At 58.5% G+C, this 20426-nt stretch carries 20 protein-coding genes, 4 tRNA genes and 1 pseudogene; 7 read left to right on the forward strand and 18 right to left on the reverse strand.

Annotated features, from left to right (window positions below):
* Nucleotide 1: 1 nt before the first annotated feature.
* Nucleotides 2-271 (forward strand): DUF3613 domain-containing protein, encoded by a 270-nt coding sequence (locus AB7M32_RS24605; protein ID WP_060741209.1) that lies wholly within the window; start codon nt 2-4, stop codon nt 269-271.
* Nucleotides 272-907: 636 nt separating this feature from the next.
* Here AB7M32_RS24605 and AB7M32_RS24610 read toward each other — a convergent pair.
* The 12 genes and pseudogenes from AB7M32_RS24610 to AB7M32_RS24665 all read right to left on the reverse strand — a co-directional run bounded on the left by AB7M32_RS24610 (nt 908) and on the right by AB7M32_RS24665 (nt 11174).
* Entirely contained in the window at nt 908-1873 is a 966-nt protein-coding gene (locus tag AB7M32_RS24610) for a type II secretion system F family protein (protein ID WP_454251655.1), read from the reverse strand.
* A 27-nt stretch (nt 1874-1900) separates the two neighbouring features.
* Nucleotides 1901-2887: a type II secretion system F family protein gene (locus AB7M32_RS24615; RefSeq protein ID WP_454251656.1), complete on the reverse strand. Its 987-nt coding sequence runs from the start codon at nt 2885-2887 to the stop codon at nt 1901-1903.
* Nucleotides 2884-4326 carry a CpaF family protein gene (locus AB7M32_RS24620; protein ID WP_454251657.1) on the reverse strand — a complete coding sequence of 481 codons (1443 nt, stop codon included), beginning with the start codon at nt 4324-4326 and terminating at the stop codon, nt 2884-2886. Before AB7M32_RS24620 ends, AB7M32_RS24615 begins: the two co-directional genes overlap by 4 nt.
* A 3-nt stretch (nt 4327-4329) precedes the next feature.
* Entirely contained in the window at nt 4330-5550 is a 1221-nt protein-coding gene (locus AB7M32_RS24625) for an AAA family ATPase (RefSeq protein ID WP_454251658.1), read from the reverse strand.
* The gene (locus AB7M32_RS24630; protein WP_454251659.1) at nt 5544-6038 is read right to left on the reverse strand and encodes a TadE family protein; all 495 of its coding nucleotides are present in this window, start codon (nt 6036-6038) and stop codon (nt 5544-5546) included. Before AB7M32_RS24630 ends, AB7M32_RS24625 begins: the two co-directional genes overlap by 7 nt.
* Nucleotides 6038-6517, reverse strand: coding sequence for a TadE/TadG family type IV pilus assembly protein (locus AB7M32_RS24635; protein ID WP_454251660.1), 480 nt, complete (start codon nt 6515-6517; stop codon nt 6038-6040). The genes AB7M32_RS24630 and AB7M32_RS24635 overlap by 1 nt, the downstream gene beginning before the upstream one ends.
* Nucleotides 6518-6525: 8 nt before the next feature.
* Nucleotides 6526-7843, reverse strand: a pseudogene (locus AB7M32_RS24640) (TadE/TadG family type IV pilus assembly protein).
* Between the two features lie 66 nt (nt 7844-7909).
* A complete protein-coding gene (cpaB, locus tag AB7M32_RS24645; RefSeq protein WP_454251661.1) occupies nt 7910-8725 on the reverse strand; it encodes a Flp pilus assembly protein CpaB in 816 nt (271 codons plus the stop codon).
* A 15-nt stretch (nt 8726-8740) separates the two neighbouring features.
* The gene (locus AB7M32_RS24650) at nt 8741-10069 is read right to left on the reverse strand and encodes an AAA family ATPase (protein WP_454251662.1); all 1329 of its coding nucleotides are present in this window, start codon (nt 10067-10069) and stop codon (nt 8741-8743) included.
* Nucleotides 10070-10071: 2 nt separating this feature from the next.
* A complete protein-coding gene (locus AB7M32_RS24655) occupies nt 10072-10602 on the reverse strand; it encodes an A24 family peptidase (protein ID WP_454251663.1) in 531 nt (176 codons plus the stop codon).
* A gap of 26 nt (nt 10603-10628) precedes the next feature.
* Complete coding sequence (locus AB7M32_RS24660) at nt 10629-10823, reverse strand: Flp family type IVb pilin (RefSeq protein WP_454251664.1); 195 nt, start codon at nt 10821-10823, stop codon at nt 10629-10631.
* Between the two features lie 156 nt (nt 10824-10979).
* On the reverse strand, nt 10980-11174 hold the full coding sequence (locus AB7M32_RS24665; protein WP_008070254.1) for a Flp family type IVb pilin: 195 nt from the start codon (nt 11172-11174) through the stop codon (nt 10980-10982).
* 298 nt (nt 11175-11472) lie between these two features.
* Between AB7M32_RS24665 and AB7M32_RS24670 the strand changes: the two genes are divergently transcribed.
* Entirely contained in the window at nt 11473-12342 is an 870-nt protein-coding gene (locus AB7M32_RS24670; RefSeq protein ID WP_454251665.1) for a response regulator transcription factor, read from the forward strand.
* 133 nt (nt 12343-12475) lie between these two features.
* On the opposite strand, the gene AB7M32_RS24675 is transcribed toward AB7M32_RS24670, so the two are convergent.
* Nucleotides 12476-12907 carry an Lrp/AsnC family transcriptional regulator gene (locus AB7M32_RS24675; RefSeq protein WP_072406390.1) on the reverse strand — a complete coding sequence of 144 codons (432 nt, stop codon included), beginning with the start codon at nt 12905-12907 and terminating at the stop codon, nt 12476-12478.
* 198 nt (nt 12908-13105) lie between these two features.
* Here AB7M32_RS24675 and AB7M32_RS24680 point away from each other — a divergent pair, with 198 nt between their 5' ends.
* From AB7M32_RS24680 to AB7M32_RS24695, 4 genes are all read left to right on the forward strand, one after another.
* On the forward strand, nt 13106-13819 hold the full coding sequence (locus AB7M32_RS24680; protein ID WP_454251666.1) for a YczE/YyaS/YitT family protein: 714 nt from the start codon (nt 13106-13108) through the stop codon (nt 13817-13819).
* A 102-nt stretch (nt 13820-13921) separates the two neighbouring features.
* The gene (gene amrS / locus AB7M32_RS24685) at nt 13922-15406 is read left to right on the forward strand and encodes an AmmeMemoRadiSam system radical SAM enzyme (RefSeq protein WP_454251667.1); all 1485 of its coding nucleotides are present in this window, start codon (nt 13922-13924) and stop codon (nt 15404-15406) included.
* Nucleotides 15403-16548, forward strand: coding sequence for a trans-sulfuration enzyme family protein (locus AB7M32_RS24690; RefSeq protein WP_454251668.1), 1146 nt, complete (start codon nt 15403-15405; stop codon nt 16546-16548). Before amrS ends, AB7M32_RS24690 begins: the two co-directional genes overlap by 4 nt.
* 60 nt (nt 16549-16608) lie before the next feature.
* Complete coding sequence (locus tag AB7M32_RS24695; RefSeq protein WP_454251669.1) at nt 16609-17865, forward strand: aminotransferase-like domain-containing protein; 1257 nt, start codon at nt 16609-16611, stop codon at nt 17863-17865.
* Nucleotides 17866-17891: 26 nt separating this feature from the next.
* Here AB7M32_RS24695 and AB7M32_RS24700 read toward each other — a convergent pair whose 3' ends face one another.
* From AB7M32_RS24700 to AB7M32_RS24720, 5 genes are all read right to left on the reverse strand, one after another.
* Complete coding sequence (locus tag AB7M32_RS24700; RefSeq protein WP_454251670.1) at nt 17892-18524, reverse strand: LysE family translocator; 633 nt, start codon at nt 18522-18524, stop codon at nt 17892-17894.
* Nucleotides 18525-18774: 250 nt separating this feature from the next.
* Nucleotides 18775-18850, reverse strand: a tRNA-Gly gene (locus AB7M32_RS24705).
* 3 nt (nt 18851-18853) lie between these two features.
* Nucleotides 18854-18929, reverse strand: a tRNA-Glu gene (locus tag AB7M32_RS24710).
* Between the two features lie 105 nt (nt 18930-19034).
* Nucleotides 19035-19110 (reverse strand) — tRNA-Gly (locus AB7M32_RS24715).
* Nucleotides 19111-19112: 2 nt separating this feature from the next.
* Nucleotides 19113-19188: transfer RNA gene (locus AB7M32_RS24720), tRNA-Glu, on the reverse strand.
* A 373-nt stretch (nt 19189-19561) separates the two neighbouring features.
* Between AB7M32_RS24720 and AB7M32_RS24725 the strand changes: the two genes are divergently transcribed.
* The gene (locus tag AB7M32_RS24725; protein WP_072406400.1) at nt 19562-20320 is read left to right on the forward strand and encodes a hypothetical protein; all 759 of its coding nucleotides are present in this window, start codon (nt 19562-19564) and stop codon (nt 20318-20320) included.
* The last annotated feature ends 106 nt before the right edge of the window (nt 20321-20426 follow it).

A 20426-nucleotide genomic window follows, 5' to 3' on the forward strand; every position in this document is an offset into this window, starting at 1 on the left:
AATGATGACCAAACAATTGATGATCGTGTGCATGGTGAGCCTGTCCACCGCCGCCTGGGCCATTGAGCCAGGTCCCTCCTCGGCCGCACAACAAGGCACCGAGAGCTGGATGCAACTGCAGATTCGCGGCGTGGTGGCCTCCACCAACCTGCAAACCGCCTCGGCCGCCGAACGCGAGATGGCCATGCAGCGTTGGCTCAACAGCTTCAACTATCCGATCCCGGAGTTCTTTGACCAGGACTCGGGCGGAGAGATCACCAGCAGCAAATGAAACACGCGGCAAACGAAAGACCACAGCCTCCGGGAGTGACTACATCGGATCGAATGTAGGCACTCCCGGAGGCTTTGGTCTTTTGGTTTGAACGGTCGACAGATCACAGGAGTAAACCTGTGGGGAATTGCTCGCGAAGGCGGACTGACAGCCAACACCTTCATTGACTGACCCACCGCTATCGCGAGCAAGCTCGCTCCCACAATGGGACTGTGCTGAACACAAGACTCATGAACACCCAAGATCACTTGTGGGAGCGAGCTTGCTCGCGAAGGCGGACTGACAGCCAGCATCTTCATCGACTGACCCACCGCTATCGCGAGCAAGCTCGCTCCCACAATGGAATTGTGCTGAGCACAAGACTCATGAACACCCAGGATCACTTGTAGGAGCGAGCCTGCTCGCGAAGGCGGACTGACATTCAACACTTTCATTGACTGACCCACCGCTATCGCGAGCAAGCTCGCTCCCACAATGGAATTGTGCTGAACACAAGACTCATGAACACCCACGATCACTTGTGGGAGCGAGCTTGCTCGCGATAGAGGACTGACATTCAACATCGTCATTGACTGTCAAACCACTATCGCGAGCAGGCTCGCTCCCACATTGGACTTGCGGCAGGGCACGGGGAATCTACATATTCCCGAAGGCCCTGAACACACCAATCATGGCCGGGCCGATCGCGACCAGGAAGAAGCTCGGCCACAGGCAGAAGATCAGCGGGAAGATCAGCTTGGTGCCAATCTTGGCGCCCATTTCTTCCGCGGCCTGGGTACGCCGGTCGCGAAACTCATCGGCGTAGATCCGCAGGGTATCGGCCACGCTGGTGCCGAAACGGATACTTTGTGCCAGCAGGCTGACCAGGCCCTGGATATCCTCCAGTCCGGTGCGCACGGCCAGTTGCTTGAGCGCCTCGGTACTGGTGATGCCCGCCCGGATCTGCGCATTGACCAACGCCAGTTCCTCGGCCAGCTCAACCTGGCTGACCGACATCTCTTCAGCCACCCGTTCAATCGTCGTGGGCAGGGCCAGGCCCGACTCGACGCAGACCACCATCAGGTCCAGTGCATCCGGGAACGCCGCGCGCAACCGGCCCTGCCGCGCCTGCTTGCGTTTGCCGACGTAGATCGCCGGCAGCAGCCAGCCGATGCCCGCGATGAGGGTCACCGCCAGCAGACCGATAGTCACTGAAACCTTGACCATCGGCAGCAGCAACAACGCAATGCCGACCAGCAACAGCGGCAGCATCAGGCGCACCGCCCAATACATCTGCACCGCCGAGGCAGAGCGGTAACCGGCGTGGGTGAGCAAAGTCTGGGTCGCAGACGTGTGGGCCTGGTCGGTGGAGGCAAAACGTTGGCCGACCCGTTCCAGCAAGAGCTGCAGGTTACCCGGCGCCTCCTGCCCCGTCGTGCTTCCAGCGTAACCACGCTTGATCAGCGCCAGGCGCCGCTGTACCGGATCCTGCAGGCCCAGCATCAAGAGCAGGAGCGCGACGGCCGCCAGCACCGTGCTGAGGCCAATCGCGGCGATGAACAACAGCCGTGCCAGTTCTTCGTTGCCGGTCAACCGACTCAACAATCCGAGCAAAAAGTCCATGACTGAAACCTCTTGGCGCAACAGCGCTTAAACCTGGATCCGGATGATCTTTCTTATCCAGAAAATCCCGATCAACATGGCGCAGAACGCGCCGATGATCAGCTTGTGTCCTATGGGGTCATTGATCAGCACTGGCATGTAGCTGGGGCTGGTGAGCACGATGGCGATCGCCAGCACGAACGGGATCGCCACCAGCACCCAGGCCGACATGCGCCCTTCCGCCGACAACGTCTTGATCTTGCGCTGGAACCGGAAACGCCCGCGAATCAGCCGACTCAAGCGCTCCAGCACTTCGGTCAGGTTGCCGCCGGTCTCGCGGTGGATGAGGATCGACGTCACCAGCATCATCACCGTCATGCTCGGCATCCGCTCCAGCAGCCCGAGCATGGCCCGGCGCACGTCGTTGCCATAGTTGATGTCGGAGAACGTCATGCCGAACTCCTGGGCGACCGGCCCCTTGTGCTCCTCGGCGACCAGACGCAGGGTTTCATTGAACGGGTGTCCGGCGCGCAAGGCTCGGCACATGGCGTCCAGCGCATCCGGCAAACCTTCCTCGAACGCGGCGAAGCGCTTGTTGCGGTCACGCAGGATTTTCAACACTGGCGCCCAGGTCAGCGCAAAGGTCGCCAGCAGCGCCATCCCCCAGACCGGCGAGACCATCAGCACCAAGGCACCGGCCGCCGCCCCCAGGACCAGACCGAGCAGCATGACCCGATAAGCCCGGTATTCATGGCCGGCCTGCTCGATCAGTTGCGTCAGGTTGGCCATGAACGGCAGTTGTTCCAGGCGAGCTTCCAGGGGTGAAAGGCGCGTCAGGTATTTCTGCCGCAACACGGTCTGCATGTTGGGCAAGTGGTTGGCCTTCTCCAGCACGTGAAGGCGCCCGCGAATACGCTTGCGCATCTTGCCGGCTTCGCCGAACACCGGCACCACCACGCCCTGGGACAGCAGGAACACGGCGATGAACACCATGCCAAGGAAAATCAGGATGAACTCACTGGGGATATTGCTCATGACGTGCGGCCCTCCATCCACTCAGGGCGAAACAAGGTCAGCGGCAACTCGATGCCGCGCTTGGCCAGCACATCGCGGAAGGCCGGGATCATGCCGCTGGGCCGATATTCTCCAAGCACCTCGCCGTGCTCGCCGATGCCCTGGCGCACGAAGGAGAAAATTTCGGTCATCGTGATGATCTCCCCTTCCATCCCGTTGATCTCTTGCATGCTGACCACGCGTCGCTTGCCGTCTTCTTGACGCTCCAGTTGGATCACCACATCGATGGCCGAGGCAATTTGTTGACGCATGGCCTTGATCGGAAATGTCGCCCCGGTCATCGACACCATGTTCTCGATTCGCCCCAGCGCATCCCGTGCGGTGTTGGCGTGAATGGTGGTCAGCGAACCGTCGTGGCCGGTGTTCATCGCCGTGAGCATGTCCATCGCCTCGGCGCCACGCACCTCACCGATGACAATCCGGTCCGGGCGCATGCGCAGGCTGTTTCGCACCAATTCCCGCTGGCTCACCTCACCGCGCCCCTCGATGTTCGACGGCCGGGTTTCCAGGCGCACCACGTGGGGCTGCTGCAGTTGCAGCTCGGCCGAATCCTCGATGGTGACGATGCGCTCGTTATGGGGGATGAAACTGGAGAGCACGTTGAGCATGGTGGTCTTGCCACTGCCGGTCCCACCGGAGATCAGCACGTTCAGACGCCCGCGCACAATTGCCTTGAGCAGCAAGGCAATGGCCGGGGTCATGGTGCCGACCTGGATCAGGCTGTCGGTGTTGAGCAGGTCCACGGCGAAGCGCCGGATCGACATGCTCGGGCCATCGATGGCCAGCGGTGGAATGATTGCGTTGACCCGCGAACCGTCCTTGAGCCGGGCGTCCACCAACGGCGAAGACTCGTCGATACGGCGCCCCAGACTGGACACGATGCGGTCGATGATGTTCAGCAAATGCTGGTCGTCGCGAAAACGCACGTCGGTGCGTTGCAGCTTGCCGAAGCGCTCGACATAGACCGAGGCAAACCCGTTGACCAGGATGTCGGACACGCTATGGTCGGCCAACAGCGGTTCCAGCGGCCCGAGGCCGAGCACTTCGTCGGTGATCTGCTTGATGATCAATTGCCGGCTGACGGTACTCACTGGCGCCGAATGTTCTTCCAGAAGGCGCTGGCAGATATCGCGGATCTGCCGCGCGGCCTCGGCCTGCTCGAGGGCATCGAGCAACGACAGGTCCATGACCTTGAGCAGTTGCTGGTAGATCTTTTCCCGCCACTCGGCCTCCACCGGAGTGACCTGGCTGCGGGTTTCGTAAAGCACGTCCGGAATGGCCTGCTCCCAGGCCATCAACGCGTCTGTCGGGTCCGGCAGGCCGTCGCCGGGCTGAGCACCCGCTAAAGTGCTAGGTTTGGCGGGCTGTTTGCGCAAGCGGTTACGAAAGTCGCTGATCATGGGTCATCCCCCGAAAAAACGGTTGAAGGCACGTTTAAGCAGGCCCTTGTCCGTGGCCATCTGGTGACCGACCAGGTCTTCGGTCAAATCGCGCAGGGCAGCGGTGATGGCCGCCTTCGGCGCATGCAGCCCCAACGGCACGCCAGTGTTCTGACTCTGGCTGACCAGGTTGAAGTCATTGGGCAATTTCGACAGGTTCGCGCAGCGCAGGGCCTCGCCGATGTCCTTGAGGCTGACGGCGGCGTTTTTGTCATAGCGGTTGATCACGATCTGCAACTGCTCCCCGCGCACACCCAGGTCTTCGCGAAGGATCCGCACCAGAGCGCTGGCATCACGCAGGTGGCTGACGCTCTGTTGCACCACCACGTACACCCGGTCCACCTGTTCCAGTACCGAACCGGTGAGGTGATCGATCTGCCGTGGCAGGTCCACCACCACCCAGTCATAACTGGCGCGGGCCAGTTGCAACAGGGCGTCGAGCTGTTCGGGTTGGGCATCCTGGGGCAGGCACAACTCACCGGCCCGGCCTCCCAGGACGTGCAGGGTCGGGCTGAAGTGGCTGCAAAAACCCCGCAGCGCGACACTGTCCATTTCATCGATCTGCTGCAGCACTTCCAGATGGCTGTGGGACTGCGCCACATCCAGGTAATGGGTCACGCTGCCAAATTGCAGGTCCATGTCCAGCAACAGCGTATTGCCTGCCCGGGCGCTGAGCTGCTGGGCCAGGTTGCACGCCACCAGGGTTCCACCGGAGCCGCCCTTGGCGCTGATCACCGCGACCAGCTTCCCTTCGTTGCCGTTGCCCAGACGGACTTCCGCCACCAGGCGATTCAGCGCCGCCACCAATTCCGTGTCGGCGATGGGTTCGGGCAGCACATCCCGGGCACCGGCTTGCATCGCCAGGCGCATGCCCTCTTGCTCGCCCAAGGGACCGCACACCAGCATCGGCGGACGTTCATGGGCGGGCCGTTGCAGCAACGCCGACAGTTCCTCGCGCCACAGATGGCTGACGCGCAACAGCAGCAGGTCGGGCATGCGGTCCAGGCCGTAGAGCGGATCGACATGGCCGTTGCTGACCAGGCGCGTGCTGACCTCAAGGCCAGGCATGCGCTGGCAGACACATTGCAGGTCGCGCAGGGACGTAGCATCGCGACTGCTGATCAGTATCCGCAGCCCGGCTCTGCCAGTGGTGGTCGAAAGCGGATTTTCCCTGGTGTTCAGCATGGTGTGATCTCCCCGGAATCGGAATGACGCCCAAGGCTTTCGCGTGGCAAGGTTGCCCTGAACGTGGGCAAGGTAATGGGCACGCCCAAGCCGGGAATGAACAGGTTGAAAACAAAGTTCTGCACGCTCAGCCGGACATAGCGAATGGCTCGAAAGCCGGTGGCGCCGGACGTGTCGGCGGGGTTCGCTACCACGGCACCGTTGACGTCCAAGTAGGTCAGCGCCAGGTTCGAGGTCGCCAGGTTACTGATCAGTTGGCTGGTGCCGGCGTCCGTCGCGGCGTTGAAGATGGCCCGGCGCAAGACCACCGGATCGCTGACATTGCACACCGCCGCCAACCGCGCGCCACGGCGCGCCGCTTCATCCAGCGCATTGACCGTGAAGTACAGCCGGCCCATTTCCACCACGCCGAACAGCAGGATGAACACCAGCAAGCCCACGAAGGAGAACTCCACAATGTAAGTGCCGCGCATGTGCTTGTGATTCATCACAGCGCCCTCATGACAGTCGTCGCCACCAACTGGATGCCCAGTGGAATGGCATTGCCGAAAAAACCCGGGATCGAACCCGTGCAGTTGCCCGCGCCAATCACCGGGCAGAAGGTGTAGGTAATGGTGACGCGCACATGATCGATGCCCTCGGCGGCGACCTGCACATTCGCCGTGGTCAAGCCTGATACCACGGCGGTTCCCGTCGCGCTGGGCACGCCATACACCGCAACGTTTTTCGTCTGGGTCAGGAGCGTGCTGCCCAAAGCGACAGTGCCAAGGGTGGAGTTCCAGGCCTGGCTGGCGACGAAGCGGTCGGCATCGCGGCTGGCCTGCAACAGCACGTTGTACTGGTAGAGCATGCGTCCGAACTCACCGAAGGCCAGCAGCAACAACAGCAACAACGGCAGCACCAGGGTGAACTCCACCAGCGCCACGCCTTGTTGGGCTTGCGCGGGTTTGAACTGAGAAAGTCCCATGACGCCTCCTACGAGTCGGTGCTCGGCGTGCCGCTGCCGTTGAGATAGGTTTTGTAGAGCTGGATGATCTGCGGGCGCGGCATCGGTGGAGGGTGTAGGACCGGGTACGTTGTCGCCTTCGCACTCCTGGACGAACTGGCCAAAGATGATGGACTCCGCCCCCCCGCCATCCACCGGCTGCACGACGAAGTAGCAGCCGAACCCCAAGACTGGAATCGACGTCGAGCCGCTCAGTTTCCCGGCGCAATCGCCAATCACGATTTTCAACATCCGACGCTCGAAAACCCCGTTGCTTTGGCAGCCGCTGGCGCCCCCCGCCACACAGGCGGCGACCTGGGCCCGCCAGTCGTTGTAGTCCTGTATCGCCTCGCCGCCTGCCGAAAGATCGCCGTTGCTCGAAGAGACGGCTTTGCCTTTGTATTGCGCCTGGGAGAGCGCATCGTTGTAGGTGATCGCCGGGGTGCCTGACGCCGTGACCAGGTCCGGTGGGTAGTCCGAAGAACTGACCGGGCCGTTGTAGATACCGAAGCGTGTGTTCAAGCCTTGGGAAGTAGGGCCGGCTTTATTACCCGGCGCCGTCTGGACGTCGCTCCCGACACTGCGGCAAACCGAGCCACCGCCGGCCAGGTCCTCCCGGACCGCACTGCCGCCCGAGCCGAAGTCGAGCAATTGGAAGTTGCCCGGCCCAATGGGCGATGTGTTCCCCGCCGCCGTTTTCAAGACCTCCAGGTCGCCAAATTGATACCCCCAGAAATTGCCGGCGGCCGGGTTGTATTGAGTGGGATCGCCACACACCATCAGCGGCGCCAGGTCACAAGGCGAGGTGGGGCTGGGACCTGCCGTTGCAATCGCCGCCACGCGCTTATTACCAAGCCCGGCGCTGCCCATCGTTTGCACGAAGCTCCAGAAAAACCCGTTCAATTGATAACTGGCCACCGACACCCGCACGTATTTGGCATCGCTAGGCCCGGGATAGGAGAACGGGCCATAGACGCTGCTGGACAGCTCCACCACGGCAAACGCCCCCGGGTTGCCGGCGACCGCGGTGGCCAGCTCGGTATTGCCTGAGGCGTTGGCATTTCTGTTCAGCGTGTCCAGGGCCGCCGCGCGGGTGGTGCTGGCCATGTTGATGCCGCCACTCACCTGGCTCAGGGTCTTGGCACCGCCCAAGGCCGCGGCATCCACCGCATTTTGCAGGCGCGTCTTGTTCAGCAGCATGTGCCCGCCATCCAGGGCCAAGGCCGCCATCATGGAAATCGCTACCAGCGCGATCACCATCAGTACACTCACCGCCCCTCCCTGGCGCCGGATATTGGCATTCATCATCGAGCCCTCATCTACAACGTTTGAGGATCGGCATCGCCACGCAAGGGCCTGGCGTGGAGGCGTCACTCAGCGGACATTGATCACACTGCTTTCAACCCCTCGGATCAGCGTGATCGCCCCGCCTTGCGGCTTGGCACTGCGCTGCACCACAGGTTTTGGCAACGGGGCGGCCGCCATGGCCATGACCGGTGCAGGGGCTGGCGGCGCAACGGCCACGGCTTTCTTCTCCAGGTTCAATGGGTTGCGCAGCGCCAGTTGCAGCTTGCCTTCGGTTTGCGCAGTGACCAGCGCTTCGGCTTCGGTGACCGACATTTCCAGGGTCACGGCCCGCACCACCACCGGCTGGGTCTTGTCGGTGCCCGCCGTCTGGTCCACCGCCAACACCCGCAGGTTTTCCAGGATGGTCCGGGACGTGGCGCTGTTGCTGCCGGCGCTGGTGGTCTTGGTCGCCAGTACATCGACCCGGTTGCCCGGCAAGAGAAAGCCACCCACGCCGACCACATCATCCACGCGGACCGAAATGGCGCGTTTGTCCGGCGCGATCAGCGAAGCCAGAGTGCTGCCGCCCAAGTGCTCACTCAGACGCGCGCCCCGCACGATGTCGCCGCGCAGGATGTCGAAGGTGGCGATCTTGCCCACGGCCTGTTCGCTGGCATCGAAAGCGTCGTCCGGGATCGTGTCCATGGGCATGCGCACCGTGGTGACTTGCTGGGCCTCGACCATTTGCCCGAAGGGGATTTCCACCGTGGCGACCACCACGCTTCGCAAATGATCATCGGGGGACGCATTGAGTCGTGCGCTCAGCCAGGCGTCAGCCATCCATGCGGCACCAAGGCCCATTACCAGGGAAACGCCAATCAGCGGAAGCGTACGAGAGCTCATGTCGGTATCTCCAGATCAAAGGAAGTCGAGCTGAACGAAGTAGTTGTGCCAGGCCCATTCCAGCTCTTGCGGCAACAGGGGGCCGGAACTGCCCAGGTAACGCTGGCGGTCGAGCGCCATGTTCAACAGGTCACGGGGGTGGCAAGGCACCAGCGGCATGCCTTCGCTTGCATACAACCGCTGCAGGACATGGCGCACCAACAGCGGGTCATACGGGATGCCCAGGCGCTCGCACTCCTGGCGCCAGATGCGTTCATAATCCTCGGGCTTGAGGTAGCCGAACTGCACTTTGTAGCCAATGCGCCGCAGGAAGGCCTCGTCGGCCAGTTCGAGGGGATTGAGGTTGGTGGAAAACACCAGCACCAGGTCGAACGGCAGTTCGCAATGCCGGCCACCGCCCAGGTTGATGAAATCGCGCTTCTCCTCCATGGGCACGATCCAGCGATTGAGCAACTCAGCGGGAGCCATGCGTTGGCGCCCCATGTCATCGATGATGAACAGGCCGTTGCTGGCCTTGAGCTGCAGCGCCGCCTGGTATTGCCGGGTGAACGGGTCGTAGCGCACGTCCAACTGCTCCATGCTCAGCTCGCCGCCAGTGATGACAATCGGGCGTTTGCAGCACAGCAGCCGGCGGTCGATGCCTTCGTTGAGCATCAGGTTGTTCGCTTGGCCATTGTCGTCCAGGCGCTGGTGCACCTGCGGGTCGTAGATCTCGATCACCGACTCGTTGATGACGATGGCATGGGGCACCCAGATGGCCTCGGCGAAGAGCCGGATCAATCGGCTGCTGACATAGGTTTTGCCCGTGCCCGCCGGCCCGTAGATCATGATCGCCCGCCCGGAATTCAGGGCGACGCCCAACTGGTCGAGCATGCCTTGGCTCAGCACCAGGCCGGCCAAGGCCTGGTTCATGTCCTTGGCGGTGATGCGGCCGTGGTGGATGGTCTGGATCTTGATCAGCGAGCGGTAAGTACTCACCGGGAACGGCGCCGCGCCGATGTAGCCACTGCGGGCCAGGGCATCCCGGGCCGAACTGCGGCCGCGCTCGGTGAGGCCATAACGCAGCGTCTGCCCACCGGCTTGCCCCAACTGGCCCAGCACCTCGACACGACCATCCTTGCGCAGGAACGCCAGGACTTCCTCCAACACCGCGCCGGTCAGGGCCAGGCGCTCCACCAGCCGCGACATGTCCAGCACACCGGCGTCGTGCAGATGCTTGCACACCAGCTCACCCAGGAAACTGTCGGTCAGGCCTGTGTCGCGAATGGTGCATGGCTGGGGTGCCAGGCGTTGTACCGCTTCCCGTTCGCTGGGGTAGGCATCGCTATCGTTGATGACGTGCATGACTAAACTCCCCAGCCGCTGGCAACCAGTTGCCAGTAAACGCTGTTCAAAGTGCCGATCAGGATCGCAATCGAATAGGGAAAGGGTTTGCCCGCCACCTCATTCGAAGTCGGTGCCAGATAGGACTGGGCTCGTACAATCAACCAGTAGCGTCCCAGGGTCTGGAGCAGTTGGCCGCGGGCCAGGATGATAAGAAAACCGCACACACCGCCAGCGATCAGGCTGAACAGCGCCGCCCACAGTGCGTAATGAAAAGGCAGGAAGCTGCCGACCATGGTCATCAGCTTGACGTCACCGGCGGCCATGCCACCGACAGCGTACATAGGCAGGAACAGCGCGAAACAGATCAGCATGCCCAACAGGCTGTCACCCAAGCCGCCAATGCCGCCGGTATACACCTGGCCGGCCAATCCCAGGGCAAGGCCCAACAGGACCAATGTGTTGGGAATGCGGTGGCGAAGCAGATCGCTCACCACCGCCACACCCAGCAGTCCCAGCAGCAGTACCGTCGACACCAGCAGTTCCATGGACATGATGCGTCTCCCTGGGGTGATTTTCGTTAGCAGGCGACGTTGCTATTGACGACCTGGCACAGCGCCCGGATCTTGGTGTCCACGGCGCCGCCCAGAAGGACGAAGGCCGCCGCTACCAACACCGTGATCAAGCCACCCGCCACCGCGTATTCAACGATGGTCAGGCCGTCTTCATCTTTGGCGAACTTGTTGATCGAAGTGCTTATTGTCTGGCGAGTCATTTCATGAACCTCACGCGGGTCAGAAGTACTGTTACGAACTTGATTGGAGGGGACAGCGCGAAGTCCATTTGATTGATTCGTTGTACTCACTGCAAAAGAGTCGCAAGCGGTTTTCCTTGAAAGTGACCGTGCCCCCTTCATTGCAAGTTGCCGCTGTCAGCAGGCAACGTTGCCGTTGACCGCCTGGCACAGCGCACGGATCTTGGTGTTCACGGCACCGCCCAGAAGCACAAACGCGGCGGCCACCAACACGGTGATCAACCCGCCGGCCACGGCGTATTCCACAATGGTCAGGCCATCTTCATCTTTGGCGAACTTCAGCACCGAAGCCTTGATTGTTTGAAGAGTCATTTCGCACACCTCATCGGGTTGTTTTATCAAGGGCAGTACATTGCGAACTGCCTGATGCAACCCTAGTCAGCAGGTGGTCATCGCCGTTAGGAGGATTTTGCACATCGCTAGGATTTTTTTGCGCCGCACAGGAAAGGCGCCGCGGCGGGAAATCCAGCCTGGGCAACGCGAACAGGCGTCCCATGACGACGGATGGCGCTAAACGATCGGACTTTTATAAAAATTTATTCGGCGAAATGATGGCACAGTGGCAATACTGCTAGCTAAAGGGCAGCAAGCACCTGTGGGTAGTCGTCCTATGCCGTCCAATCCGACTGCAAAGCCAAAGCTGTTATGGGTCGATCTGACCCATGACCGGTCCACCCAGGAACTCGTCTCCCTGTTCCAGGACACGTGCGACTGTACGCTGGCAAAAAATGCCATGCTGCCCAGCGCGGAGCAGGTCGACATGATCTGCATCCATTTCGACCGCCCGGACACGCCGGGCCTGCGCCGCTTGTTGGAAATCAAACGAACCGCTCCTGGCACGCCCATCACCATGTTCACCGTGCAGCACTCCGAAGAGCTGGCGGTGTGGGCCATGCGCTCCAGCGTCTGGGAATACATGGTGCTGCCCTTGTCCGGCGCCGAGAGAAAGCGCTACCTCACCGCTGTGGTGCAACTGTGCGAACTGCGCCGCAATGCCAACGGTCGAGCAAAGACCTCACAGATCGACCACTCCCCGACCTTGCCGGACAGCATTCGCCTGACCTCCGGGCACCAGAAACACCAAGCCCTCAGCCACATCATGCTGTACATCGACCAGCATTTTCGCGACAGCATCGATCAGCGCGACCTGGCCAAGCGTTGCGGCATGACGACGTTTCGTTTCAGCCGGGTGTTCAAGGAAGCCAATGGGCTCGGTTTCACCGACTACGTGCTGAACAAACGCATGAGCTTCGCCAAGGAACTGCTCGATAACAGCCAGATGCCCATCACCAGCATCGGCTACGAGGCCGGCTTCAAGGACCCGTCCTACTTCGCTCGCGCCTTCAAGCAATACGCCAGTTGCACGCCCAGTGAATACCGTCTCGCGTACCAGATGCGCAACACACATCCGGCACCGGAGCCACCGGATGAGGCTGTCCTGGAAGCGATTGAAAACCTGGTACACAGCCTTGAGGGTTAAAAGATTTTTTACCGTTATCGCCATCTTTCTATAAGCATCCCCGCCCGTGCCAGAGCTAGACCGGACGCCCATGGCCGGGGAGCGACCTCGTCGATCGAGCACTCCCCCGCCCCTGCCCGACAGGCGCCCTGACTCACGGGGCGAGTTTTCTTCTCTCGATAGGAATGGACAGGACAATGCTGGTCCGGGTCTCACCGTACGCATTGATTTTCGCAATAATGTCCTCGATCTCGGCCATGGACCTGGCGTAGATGCGGATCAGATAGGAGTCATTCCCCGTGATGTGCAGGCACTCGACGACTTCGGGTATGTCGGTGAGTGTCGCTATCAATTTGGCTTTCGCTGGCTTGAGGGTGGTGATGCCGACGACAGCCGATATGCCATACCCCAGCTTGGTTGGATCTAACTGAGCGCAATAGCCCTTGATGACCCCGGAGTCTTCAAGTTTGCGCAACCTGTCATTGGTGGCAGGAATAGAAAGCCCCGCGTGCTTGGAAAGGTCTGTGATGGAAATCCGACCACAGTCCTGTACCTTACCCAGGATTTTGACGTCTATACGATCCATGTGCGTTTTCCCCGGTTAAAAGTATAAATTTTAATGAAAAGCCCGCGTTTTTCATTAAAAAAAGCATGCACCAAAATAAAGCATGGCGCTAGTCTATTTCCAGCCTGAAAAACCTGAAAAGAATCCGGGCAATCAACGGCCCTGCTCTTTAGCGTGACGCACTCATAATAAAATATTCTCTCCAGGGATGGTGTTCGCATGGAAGATGAAAAGAAAAAGTGTGAAAAAAAACCTCACCCGCTCGTCCAGCACATTGGCACGCAAGTCCTAAGTCTCCGGCACTTCAAGAAAGATCAGTTACTGATGTACCTGATGGGCGTCGGTTTCTTTTCGTTGGGTGCCAAGTGTTTCATCATCAGCCAACTGGGTACTGACCCATTAGATGTCCTGATCATCTCGATCGATAGAATACTCATGCTGGGCATGGGCGTTTGCTCGGCTATCGTATCGCTGTTTTTCCTGACATGGTGGGTGCTCTGGAACAAAAAATACCCACCGATAAGTCCCTTCATTACAACGACGCTGACCGGGCTGCTGATCGATCTCTGGTCGTGGCTGGGGCTCGGGGAGTATTTGATCGCCAGAATGAATGAGTACGCGTTATTGGGCTCGGGGCTGATGCTGTGTGCCTATTCCTCCGCCTTGATCATCATGAGCGGTATCGGCATCAGGATCATGGACCTGGTGGTATTGACCATGGTATCCAAATGGAACTGGTCGTTCACCAAAGCCAAAATGATTATTGAAATCGGCATCTTTTCGAGCGGTTGGCTTTTAGGCGGGCCCTTCGGTATCGGCACGATTGCATTTCTGCTGGTGATCGGCCCACTTATTCAACCGTTCATGAACATGAATGCCAAGCGCTTTGCACTTAAAAACTATGGATTGATGAGCGCTTCATCCGCTTACTAATAAATTTACAACTATGACTGCCCTGCAGGGCGGCAGGATCGTTTCGCCTCGACTTTTTAAACCGATGCTATTGATGGCAACTTCCGTGATGAGGAGTGAAAGATGGACACTACAAAAAATAAAAACTGGACCTTGGAAAGCAGCCCGACAAAACTGGAAGAAATACTCCCCGGAGGCGCTGTGAAGTGTCATCTTTCCCCGCGCAACTGTGTTATCCAAGAAGGCAAGTTAGGTTTTTGCAAAGTGCGCGGAAACCGTGGGGGCAGGCTCGTTACATTGAACTACGGTAAAGGCGTTCACAGCACCGAAGAGACAATCGAAACCGAAGCCGTTTTCCACTTTGCCCCGGGGGAGCGGATCTTGTCCCTGGGTAATATCGGCTGCATGCTCAACTGCGGTTACTGTCATAACTGGAAGACATCGCAGGCCAAGTACGTCACCGACAAGGACGTTTACTACTACACCCCCGAGCAGGTGGTGGAAACCGCACTCAAGCACGGCATACGCGTCATTTCCTGGACGTATAACGACCCCGTTGTCTGGCACGAATTCATCCTCGACACAGCAAAGCTGGCCAAGGAAGCGGGCCTAATCAACCTCTATAAATCGGCATTCTTCATCAGCGAAGAGGCCATTGATGAGTTATTGCCGGTCATCGATATTTTCTCGATTTCGCTGAAATCCATCTCCCCGGAATACTACCGCAAGGTCACCACCGGCTGGGTAGAGCCCGTCCTGGCGGGTATCAAGAAAGTCTATGACGCCGGCAAATATGTCGAGGTCAGCACCTTGATGGTGACCGACATCAGCGACGACGAGGAAACGGCCAGGAAAATCAGCCAGTGGGTCCTGGATGAACTGGGCCCGAACGTACCGCTGCACTTCGTCAGGTTTCACCCCGATTACAAGATGAGCAACAGCATCCGTACGCCTGTGGACAGGCTCCTGAAGGCTCGGGACGTTGCTCGAAGCATGGGCGTTGAGCATGTCTACCTGGGTAACGTGAATGACGTCGAAGGGACCAATACCAGTTGCAACCACTGTAACGCCCTGCTCGTCACCCGTTATGGCTTGAACGCTGAAATCATCGGACTGGACAGCAAAGGATGCTGCTCTCAGTGCGGACATGATGCGCATTTCAAATTGCTGGGTGAACACCAGGCGAACGCCCCTGTCGAGTTGCGCGAAGACGCGTTGAGCGCCTACGAGAAGCGAAAGTTCGAATGGCACGGAGACATTGTCTCGCTGCACGCCCAAGTGCTCAATACCGCAGACTTCGAACAGACCGTCTACCTGCGACGCAATTATACGGATGGGCACAACAGCGATTGGAAATCACTGACCTTGCGCCCCCATGAAAGCTATCGATTCATCGTTGCCAAGGCTCGCATCGATGAAACAGGCCCTGAAGTCTGGCTCCCCAACGGCGTGAACTCGAACCTTCATGAAGTCTTCGACAGGGCCCACTTCCCGACAGAATCGATTGAAGAGATTGGTATTTCGCAAAATGACATCACCCCGACCGTGGGTTACGAGGGTAAGCAAAACATGTATGAACAGGTCATCAAACTGGTCAGCCAAGCATGAAAGTGTCTACTGAAATACTTCATATCAAGGTGGATGACCGGGACGCCCATCCTTCGGTAACGCCTATTTATCAGTGCAGCGCTTTCAACGCTGACTCGGCCTTCTTCTACTCAAGGAAAGCCAACCCCAACGTGACGGAACTGGAACAGGTCGTCGCGTCCCTGGAGGGCAGTGAACATGCCCTGGCCTACAGCACCGGGATGAGCGCGATCTACATGGTGTTGGAACTGTTGAAACCGGGGGCTTCGCTGGTCATCAACAAATACATCTATGGCTGCTCCTACAAATTGTTCCAGCGCTATGCGGCACGTATCGGCGCACACCTGACGATTCTGGATCTCACCACGGCAGAGGGGCTGAAGGCCTTGCCGGCGAACGTCGACATGGTCATTTTCGAAACACCGACCAATCCCTTCCTGAAAGACATCGATATCCACGCGGTCAGCAGGGCCGTCAAGCAACATAACCCGCAGGCGCTGGTGGTCGTTGACAATACCTGGGCCACACCGATATTTCAGAAGCCGTTGAATTTTGGCGCCGACATTTCCCTGTACAGCGCCACCAAATACTTCTCTGGACACAGTGATGTCATGGGCGGCTTGGTGCTGGTCAACAATGAAACGATATACAACCGTCTCCTTGAGGGCCGCTTTTATTCAGGCACGATACTCACCCCCAATAGCGCCTGGTTGCTGCGCAGAAGCCTGCAGACGTTCAACCTGCGCATGGAAAAACACAGCCAGACGACAGCAAGCATGCTCAACTATCTGCGCGAGTTGCCTTTTATCGAGCATGTCTATTACCCACGCATCGATGGTCGGCAATTAACCGGTTATGGCGGCATTGTGTTTGTTGATATTCGGCCCGATCTGGTGCCCTTTTACAAAACGTTCACCAGCGCGCTCAAATGGTTTGGCACCGGCACCGGAATGGCCTGCGTGACCTCGATGGTCGCCCAGCCCTTCAGTGGCAGCCACGCCTCGATGACGGATCAGGAAAAAGCGGACATGGGCATCGAGAAAGGCCTGGTTCGATTGTGCTTTGGCCTGGAGGATCTTGAAGACCTCAAGGAGGACCTGCTCCAGGCATTCGAAACCATGGAAAGCAAGGTCGATCAGAAAAGCTCACTCGATCCTGCCTAGCGTGTCATCACAAGCAACGAGTCTTCAGTGGCTCGTTGCTTTTTTATGGAGAAGCGAAAAGTGTCCAGCGCATTCGAAAACACGATATTCGAAGACCCCCTCCTGAACGTCATCCACCTTCTGAACTCCATCGCCCAGGAAAACCCGGAGGCCATTTCACTGGCCTCCGGTCGACCCGATGACCAGCAGTGCGACCCGTCGCTCATCGACCGGGGCCTGGCCCGATACAAACATCACGTTGCCGGCACTGGGCAGTCACTGGCGACGCTGCTTTGCCAATATGGAAAAACCTCGGGAATCATCAATGAAACAATCGCCACCTATTTGCAGGCGGATGAAGGGATAACAGTCTCCAACCCTGAAAGCATCGTGGTGTGCCTGGGGTTCCAAGAAGCCTGTACCTTGACGCTCCTGTCGATTTTTGAAGGCGGTGGGATTTTATTGGTGCCTGACCCGGTGTTTTCCGGGATCACGGGCATCGCAAAACTGCTGGGCATAAAAATAGTCCCCGTCCCCATGGCGGCTTTTCTCGACCCAATCGCCCTGCGCGGAATCATTGAAGAACTTGAATCCAGAGGGGAAAAAATCAAAGCACTGTATGCCGTTCCGGATTTTAGCAATCCGACCGCCGACAGCCTCTCCTATCACGCCAGGACAGCCATGCTTTCCTTGGCCAATGAAAAGAATTTTTTCGTCCTTGAAGACACGGCCTACCGTTACTTCAGGTACGAAGGCGATGCCATTGCGTCCATGAAGTCCATCGACAGCAGTCGCGTCTTCTTGCTGGGCTCCTTTGCCAAGTCGATTTTTCCAGGCTTGCGCATGGGTTATGTGGTCGCGCCGGAGGGCGCCGGTGTCATGTCATTCAGTGGCCGATTGTGCAAGGCCAAAAGCCTGATCACCGTCAACACCCCTGCCCTGTGCCAAGCGGTCGTCGCCGGCTCGCTGATCGAGAACAATTACTCGCTGAAAGGGCTGAACCAACCCAGGGTGTTGTCCTATACGAAGAAAAGAAACCACATGCTTGAATGCCTTGAGTGTGAATTCCCACTCAAGGTCGGCGCCCAAAGAACGGTCAGCTGGAATCAGCCGGCAGGCGGCTTCTTCATCAATCTGCAGCTGCCTTTCGCCTTTGGATACTCTGAAATGCGCGAATGCGCCCAGCAATTCAAGGTGATCGTATTCCCCACCACTTTATTTTCGCTGACGAATGAGGCGGCTAATCAGGTACGGCTTTCATTCAGCAATGCCACCGCCCCAGACGTCACCCAAGCGATAGGCCGCTTCAGGGCCTATGTCGAGTCCAGACTGCCGTAAGAGCTCTATTCATGCATCGCTCTCGGTCAGGTTGCCGTAGCCAGCATGACGCCAGTGGCGACCTGGTAGGCCCCCAGAACGGTGATGGTCGCCCCCGAAAAGTAGTTGATCAGCCTTAGCTTCGATTCGGCAACCCGTGCCTTGAAAATGGAGGAGAACCCGCTCAAGCCCAGCCACCAGGCAGCCGAGCCCAGGAATATACCGGTCACCATCGGCAGCAAGGCGTGCTGGCCGCCTTGGTCGCTGGCCATGCCATCACTCAACGCGGCAAATATCGCGATAAACGACAAGATGGTCATGGGGTTCGACAGGGTCAGGAACAGCGTGGTCGAGTAGGCTTTGAACATGTTGGCACGCTCACCTGCCATGGCGGTCGCGCCACCCTTCGATCGTATTGTCTGATAGCCAATGTAGGCGAGGAATAGTCCGCCAAAAATACATAACCAAGGTTTGAAGCTGATCAGCGTCGCGATGATGGCCGTGACCCCCAGGGCCCCGATGAATCCATAGATCGAATCGGCAGTGGCGGCCCCCAGCCCCGTTGCGAAACCGGCTCTCCAGCCAAGCATGAGGCTTCTCTGTATGCACAACAGCCCAATGGGTCCCACAGGAGCCGCAATGCACAGCCCAATGACCATCGATTTAACAAAAATCAGCATAAGTGCACCTCCAGGATGGATACTGGAAGGTTAGGAGAAGGGCTTTTTTTTAGGAATGAACTATTAATCTTCCTGAGCGTTTTTCCTTAAGTTTTGCATGAAGTACTTTCGCTTCGCCTTCATTATTAAGGTAAAGGGCGGCAAGCCCCCTCAGACAACGAAAATCGTCGGTTAAAGACCTATACGCGCAGCGAGGCCTTTTCACGCGCATAAAAAAAACGCCGCTCGTATGAGCGGCGTTTTTTGAATTTGGAGCGGGAAACGAGACTCGAACTCGCGACCCCGACCTTGGCAAGGTCGTGCTCTACCAACTGAGCTATTCCCGCAAATGGCGTCCCCTAGGGGACTCGAACCCCTGTTACCGCCGTGAAAGGGCGGTGTCCTAGGCCACTAGACGAAGGGGACACACTAACTGAAACACATGGTGTGTATTTCAGTGCCCAAATCCGCATCCGAAGATGTCGGCTCTGGCTTCACTCAGCGCTGCCCTAAAGCAACACTGTTTAAAATTGGAGCGGGAAACGAGACTCGAACTCGCGACCCCGACCTTGGCAAGGTCGTGCTCTACCAACTGAGCTATTCCCGCATTGGCGTCCCCTAGGGGACTCGAACCCCTGTTACCGCCGTGAAAGGGCGGTGTCCTAGGCCACTAGACGAAGGGGACACACGTACAACATTCACTACTTAGAGCGTTTGGCTGAATGCTTTACGCTGTAAGTGGCGCGCATTCTATGGATGGATTGAAGGGTCGTCAACCCCCAGATATAAATTTATTTAAATCAATGACTTCGCCCGGTTTGAGGGGCGATCGGCACATTTTGCTCGTCCGGTCTCTGACGCCTATATTCTGTCGCCCGCCGAGGCGCTATAGTCGCGCCCGGCAAATGATGGCAATGTGCTCCTACCCGATCATGCGTCCTATAAAACAGCACGACGCCCGTCTAATCACGTCGCTCGGGCCTATGCGCTTAAAAGCCAAGCCACTACACTCATGACATGCGTACCCTAATAAAGAGGTCTTACCGGTGACACCACTCATGATCACCCTGCTCGTCGTAGCCGGGATCGCTCTGTTGATCGCCATTGGCTACATGAACCACGTGGTGGAAAACAACAAGCTGGAAAAGGCCCGCACCAAGGTAGAACTCAACGACCGCATGCGTCGCTGTGGCGAGCTCACCGAAACCTTCCCTGGGCAGTTGATGACCCCTGCCTTGAAGTTGTTGATGACGCGCCTCGAGATGAATGTCTGCCAGCGCCTGCTGAACCTGGAGAAAACCAATTCTGCGGTCAAGGCACGCCTGGATGAACTGAGCGCGCTGGCTGCCCAGGGTGAATCGATCCCGGTGAGCAATCCACCGGCACCGATCCAGACCGAAGCCAAGGCAAAGGACGTTCGCTTTCTGCTCGAGGCCTTGCATGGCCAGATCACCCGCGCCGCCCAGGACGGTTTCCTGCCGCCCAACGAAGCCAAGCGCTGGATCCGTGAAGTGCGGCACATCCTGGTGCTGCTGCACATCGAGTTCTTCAACAACCTCGGCCAGCAGGCTTTGCAGCAAGAACAACCCGGACAGGCTCGCCTTGCCTTCGAGCGCGGCGTTCAGTACCTGCGCAAGCAACAGGAACCACAGGTCTACGCCGAACAACTGGCCTATCTGGAGAAACTCCTGGCCCGCGCCAATGCTCAGGTCCTGGCCAGTACCCAGCCGGTCGAGGGCGAGGTCAATCAGTTGACCGAAGGCTTGAAGGACGACGAAATAAACGACGAGTGGAAGAAGAAGAAGGTCTACGACTGAGGCAACGCAGCCTCATCGTGGCGAGCGTACGAGCTTGTAGGAGCTGTCGAGTGCAACGAGGCTGCGATCTTTTGATCTTTCGCTTGAGACTCAAGTGTTAGGGGAA

The organism is Pseudomonas sp. R151218B TE3479 (genome assembly GCF_053629195.1).

Coding starts and splice junctions, on each gene's coding strand:
- amrS (WP_454251667.1), top strand. CDS start 13,922: ATGGACACTACAAAAAATAAAAACTGGACCTTGGAAAGCAGCCCGACA.
- AB7M32_RS24615 (WP_454251656.1), bottom strand. CDS start 2,887: ATGAGCAATATCCCCAGTGAGTTCATCCTGATTTTCCTTGGCATGGTG.
- AB7M32_RS24610 (WP_454251655.1), bottom strand. CDS start 1,873: ATGGACTTTTTGCTCGGATTGTTGAGTCGGTTGACCGGCAACGAAGAA.
- AB7M32_RS24680 (WP_454251666.1), top strand. CDS start 13,106: ATGGAAGATGAAAAGAAAAAGTGTGAAAAAAAACCTCACCCGCTCGTC.
- AB7M32_RS24620 (WP_454251657.1), bottom strand. CDS start 4,326: ATGATCAGCGACTTTCGTAACCGCTTGCGCAAACAGCCCGCCAAACCT.
- cpaB (WP_454251661.1), bottom strand. CDS start 8,725: ATGAGCTCTCGTACGCTTCCGCTGATTGGCGTTTCCCTGGTAATGGGC.
- AB7M32_RS24650 (WP_454251662.1), bottom strand. CDS start 10,069: ATGCACGTCATCAACGATAGCGATGCCTACCCCAGCGAACGGGAAGCG.
- AB7M32_RS24605 (WP_060741209.1), top strand. CDS start 2: ATGATGACCAAACAATTGATGATCGTGTGCATGGTGAGCCTGTCCACC.
- AB7M32_RS24665 (WP_008070254.1), bottom strand. CDS start 11,174: ATGACTCTTCAAACAATCAAGGCTTCGGTGCTGAAGTTCGCCAAAGAT.
- AB7M32_RS24670 (WP_454251665.1), top strand. CDS start 11,473: ATGCCGTCCAATCCGACTGCAAAGCCAAAGCTGTTATGGGTCGATCTG.
- AB7M32_RS24630 (WP_454251659.1), bottom strand. CDS start 6,038: ATGAATCACAAGCACATGCGCGGCACTTACATTGTGGAGTTCTCCTTC.
- AB7M32_RS24675 (WP_072406390.1), bottom strand. CDS start 12,907: ATGGATCGTATAGACGTCAAAATCCTGGGTAAGGTACAGGACTGTGGT.
- AB7M32_RS24625 (WP_454251658.1), bottom strand. CDS start 5,550: ATGCTGAACACCAGGGAAAATCCGCTTTCGACCACCACTGGCAGAGCC.
- AB7M32_RS24635 (WP_454251660.1), bottom strand. CDS start 6,517: ATGGGACTTTCTCAGTTCAAACCCGCGCAAGCCCAACAAGGCGTGGCG.
- AB7M32_RS24725 (WP_072406400.1), top strand. CDS start 19,562: ATGATCACCCTGCTCGTCGTAGCCGGGATCGCTCTGTTGATCGCCATT.
- AB7M32_RS24700 (WP_454251670.1), bottom strand. CDS start 18,524: ATGCTGATTTTTGTTAAATCGATGGTCATTGGGCTGTGCATTGCGGCT.
- AB7M32_RS24660 (WP_454251664.1), bottom strand. CDS start 10,823: ATGACTCGCCAGACAATAAGCACTTCGATCAACAAGTTCGCCAAAGAT.
- AB7M32_RS24690 (WP_454251668.1), top strand. CDS start 15,403: ATGAAAGTGTCTACTGAAATACTTCATATCAAGGTGGATGACCGGGAC.
- AB7M32_RS24655 (WP_454251663.1), bottom strand. CDS start 10,602: ATGTCCATGGAACTGCTGGTGTCGACGGTACTGCTGCTGGGACTGCTG.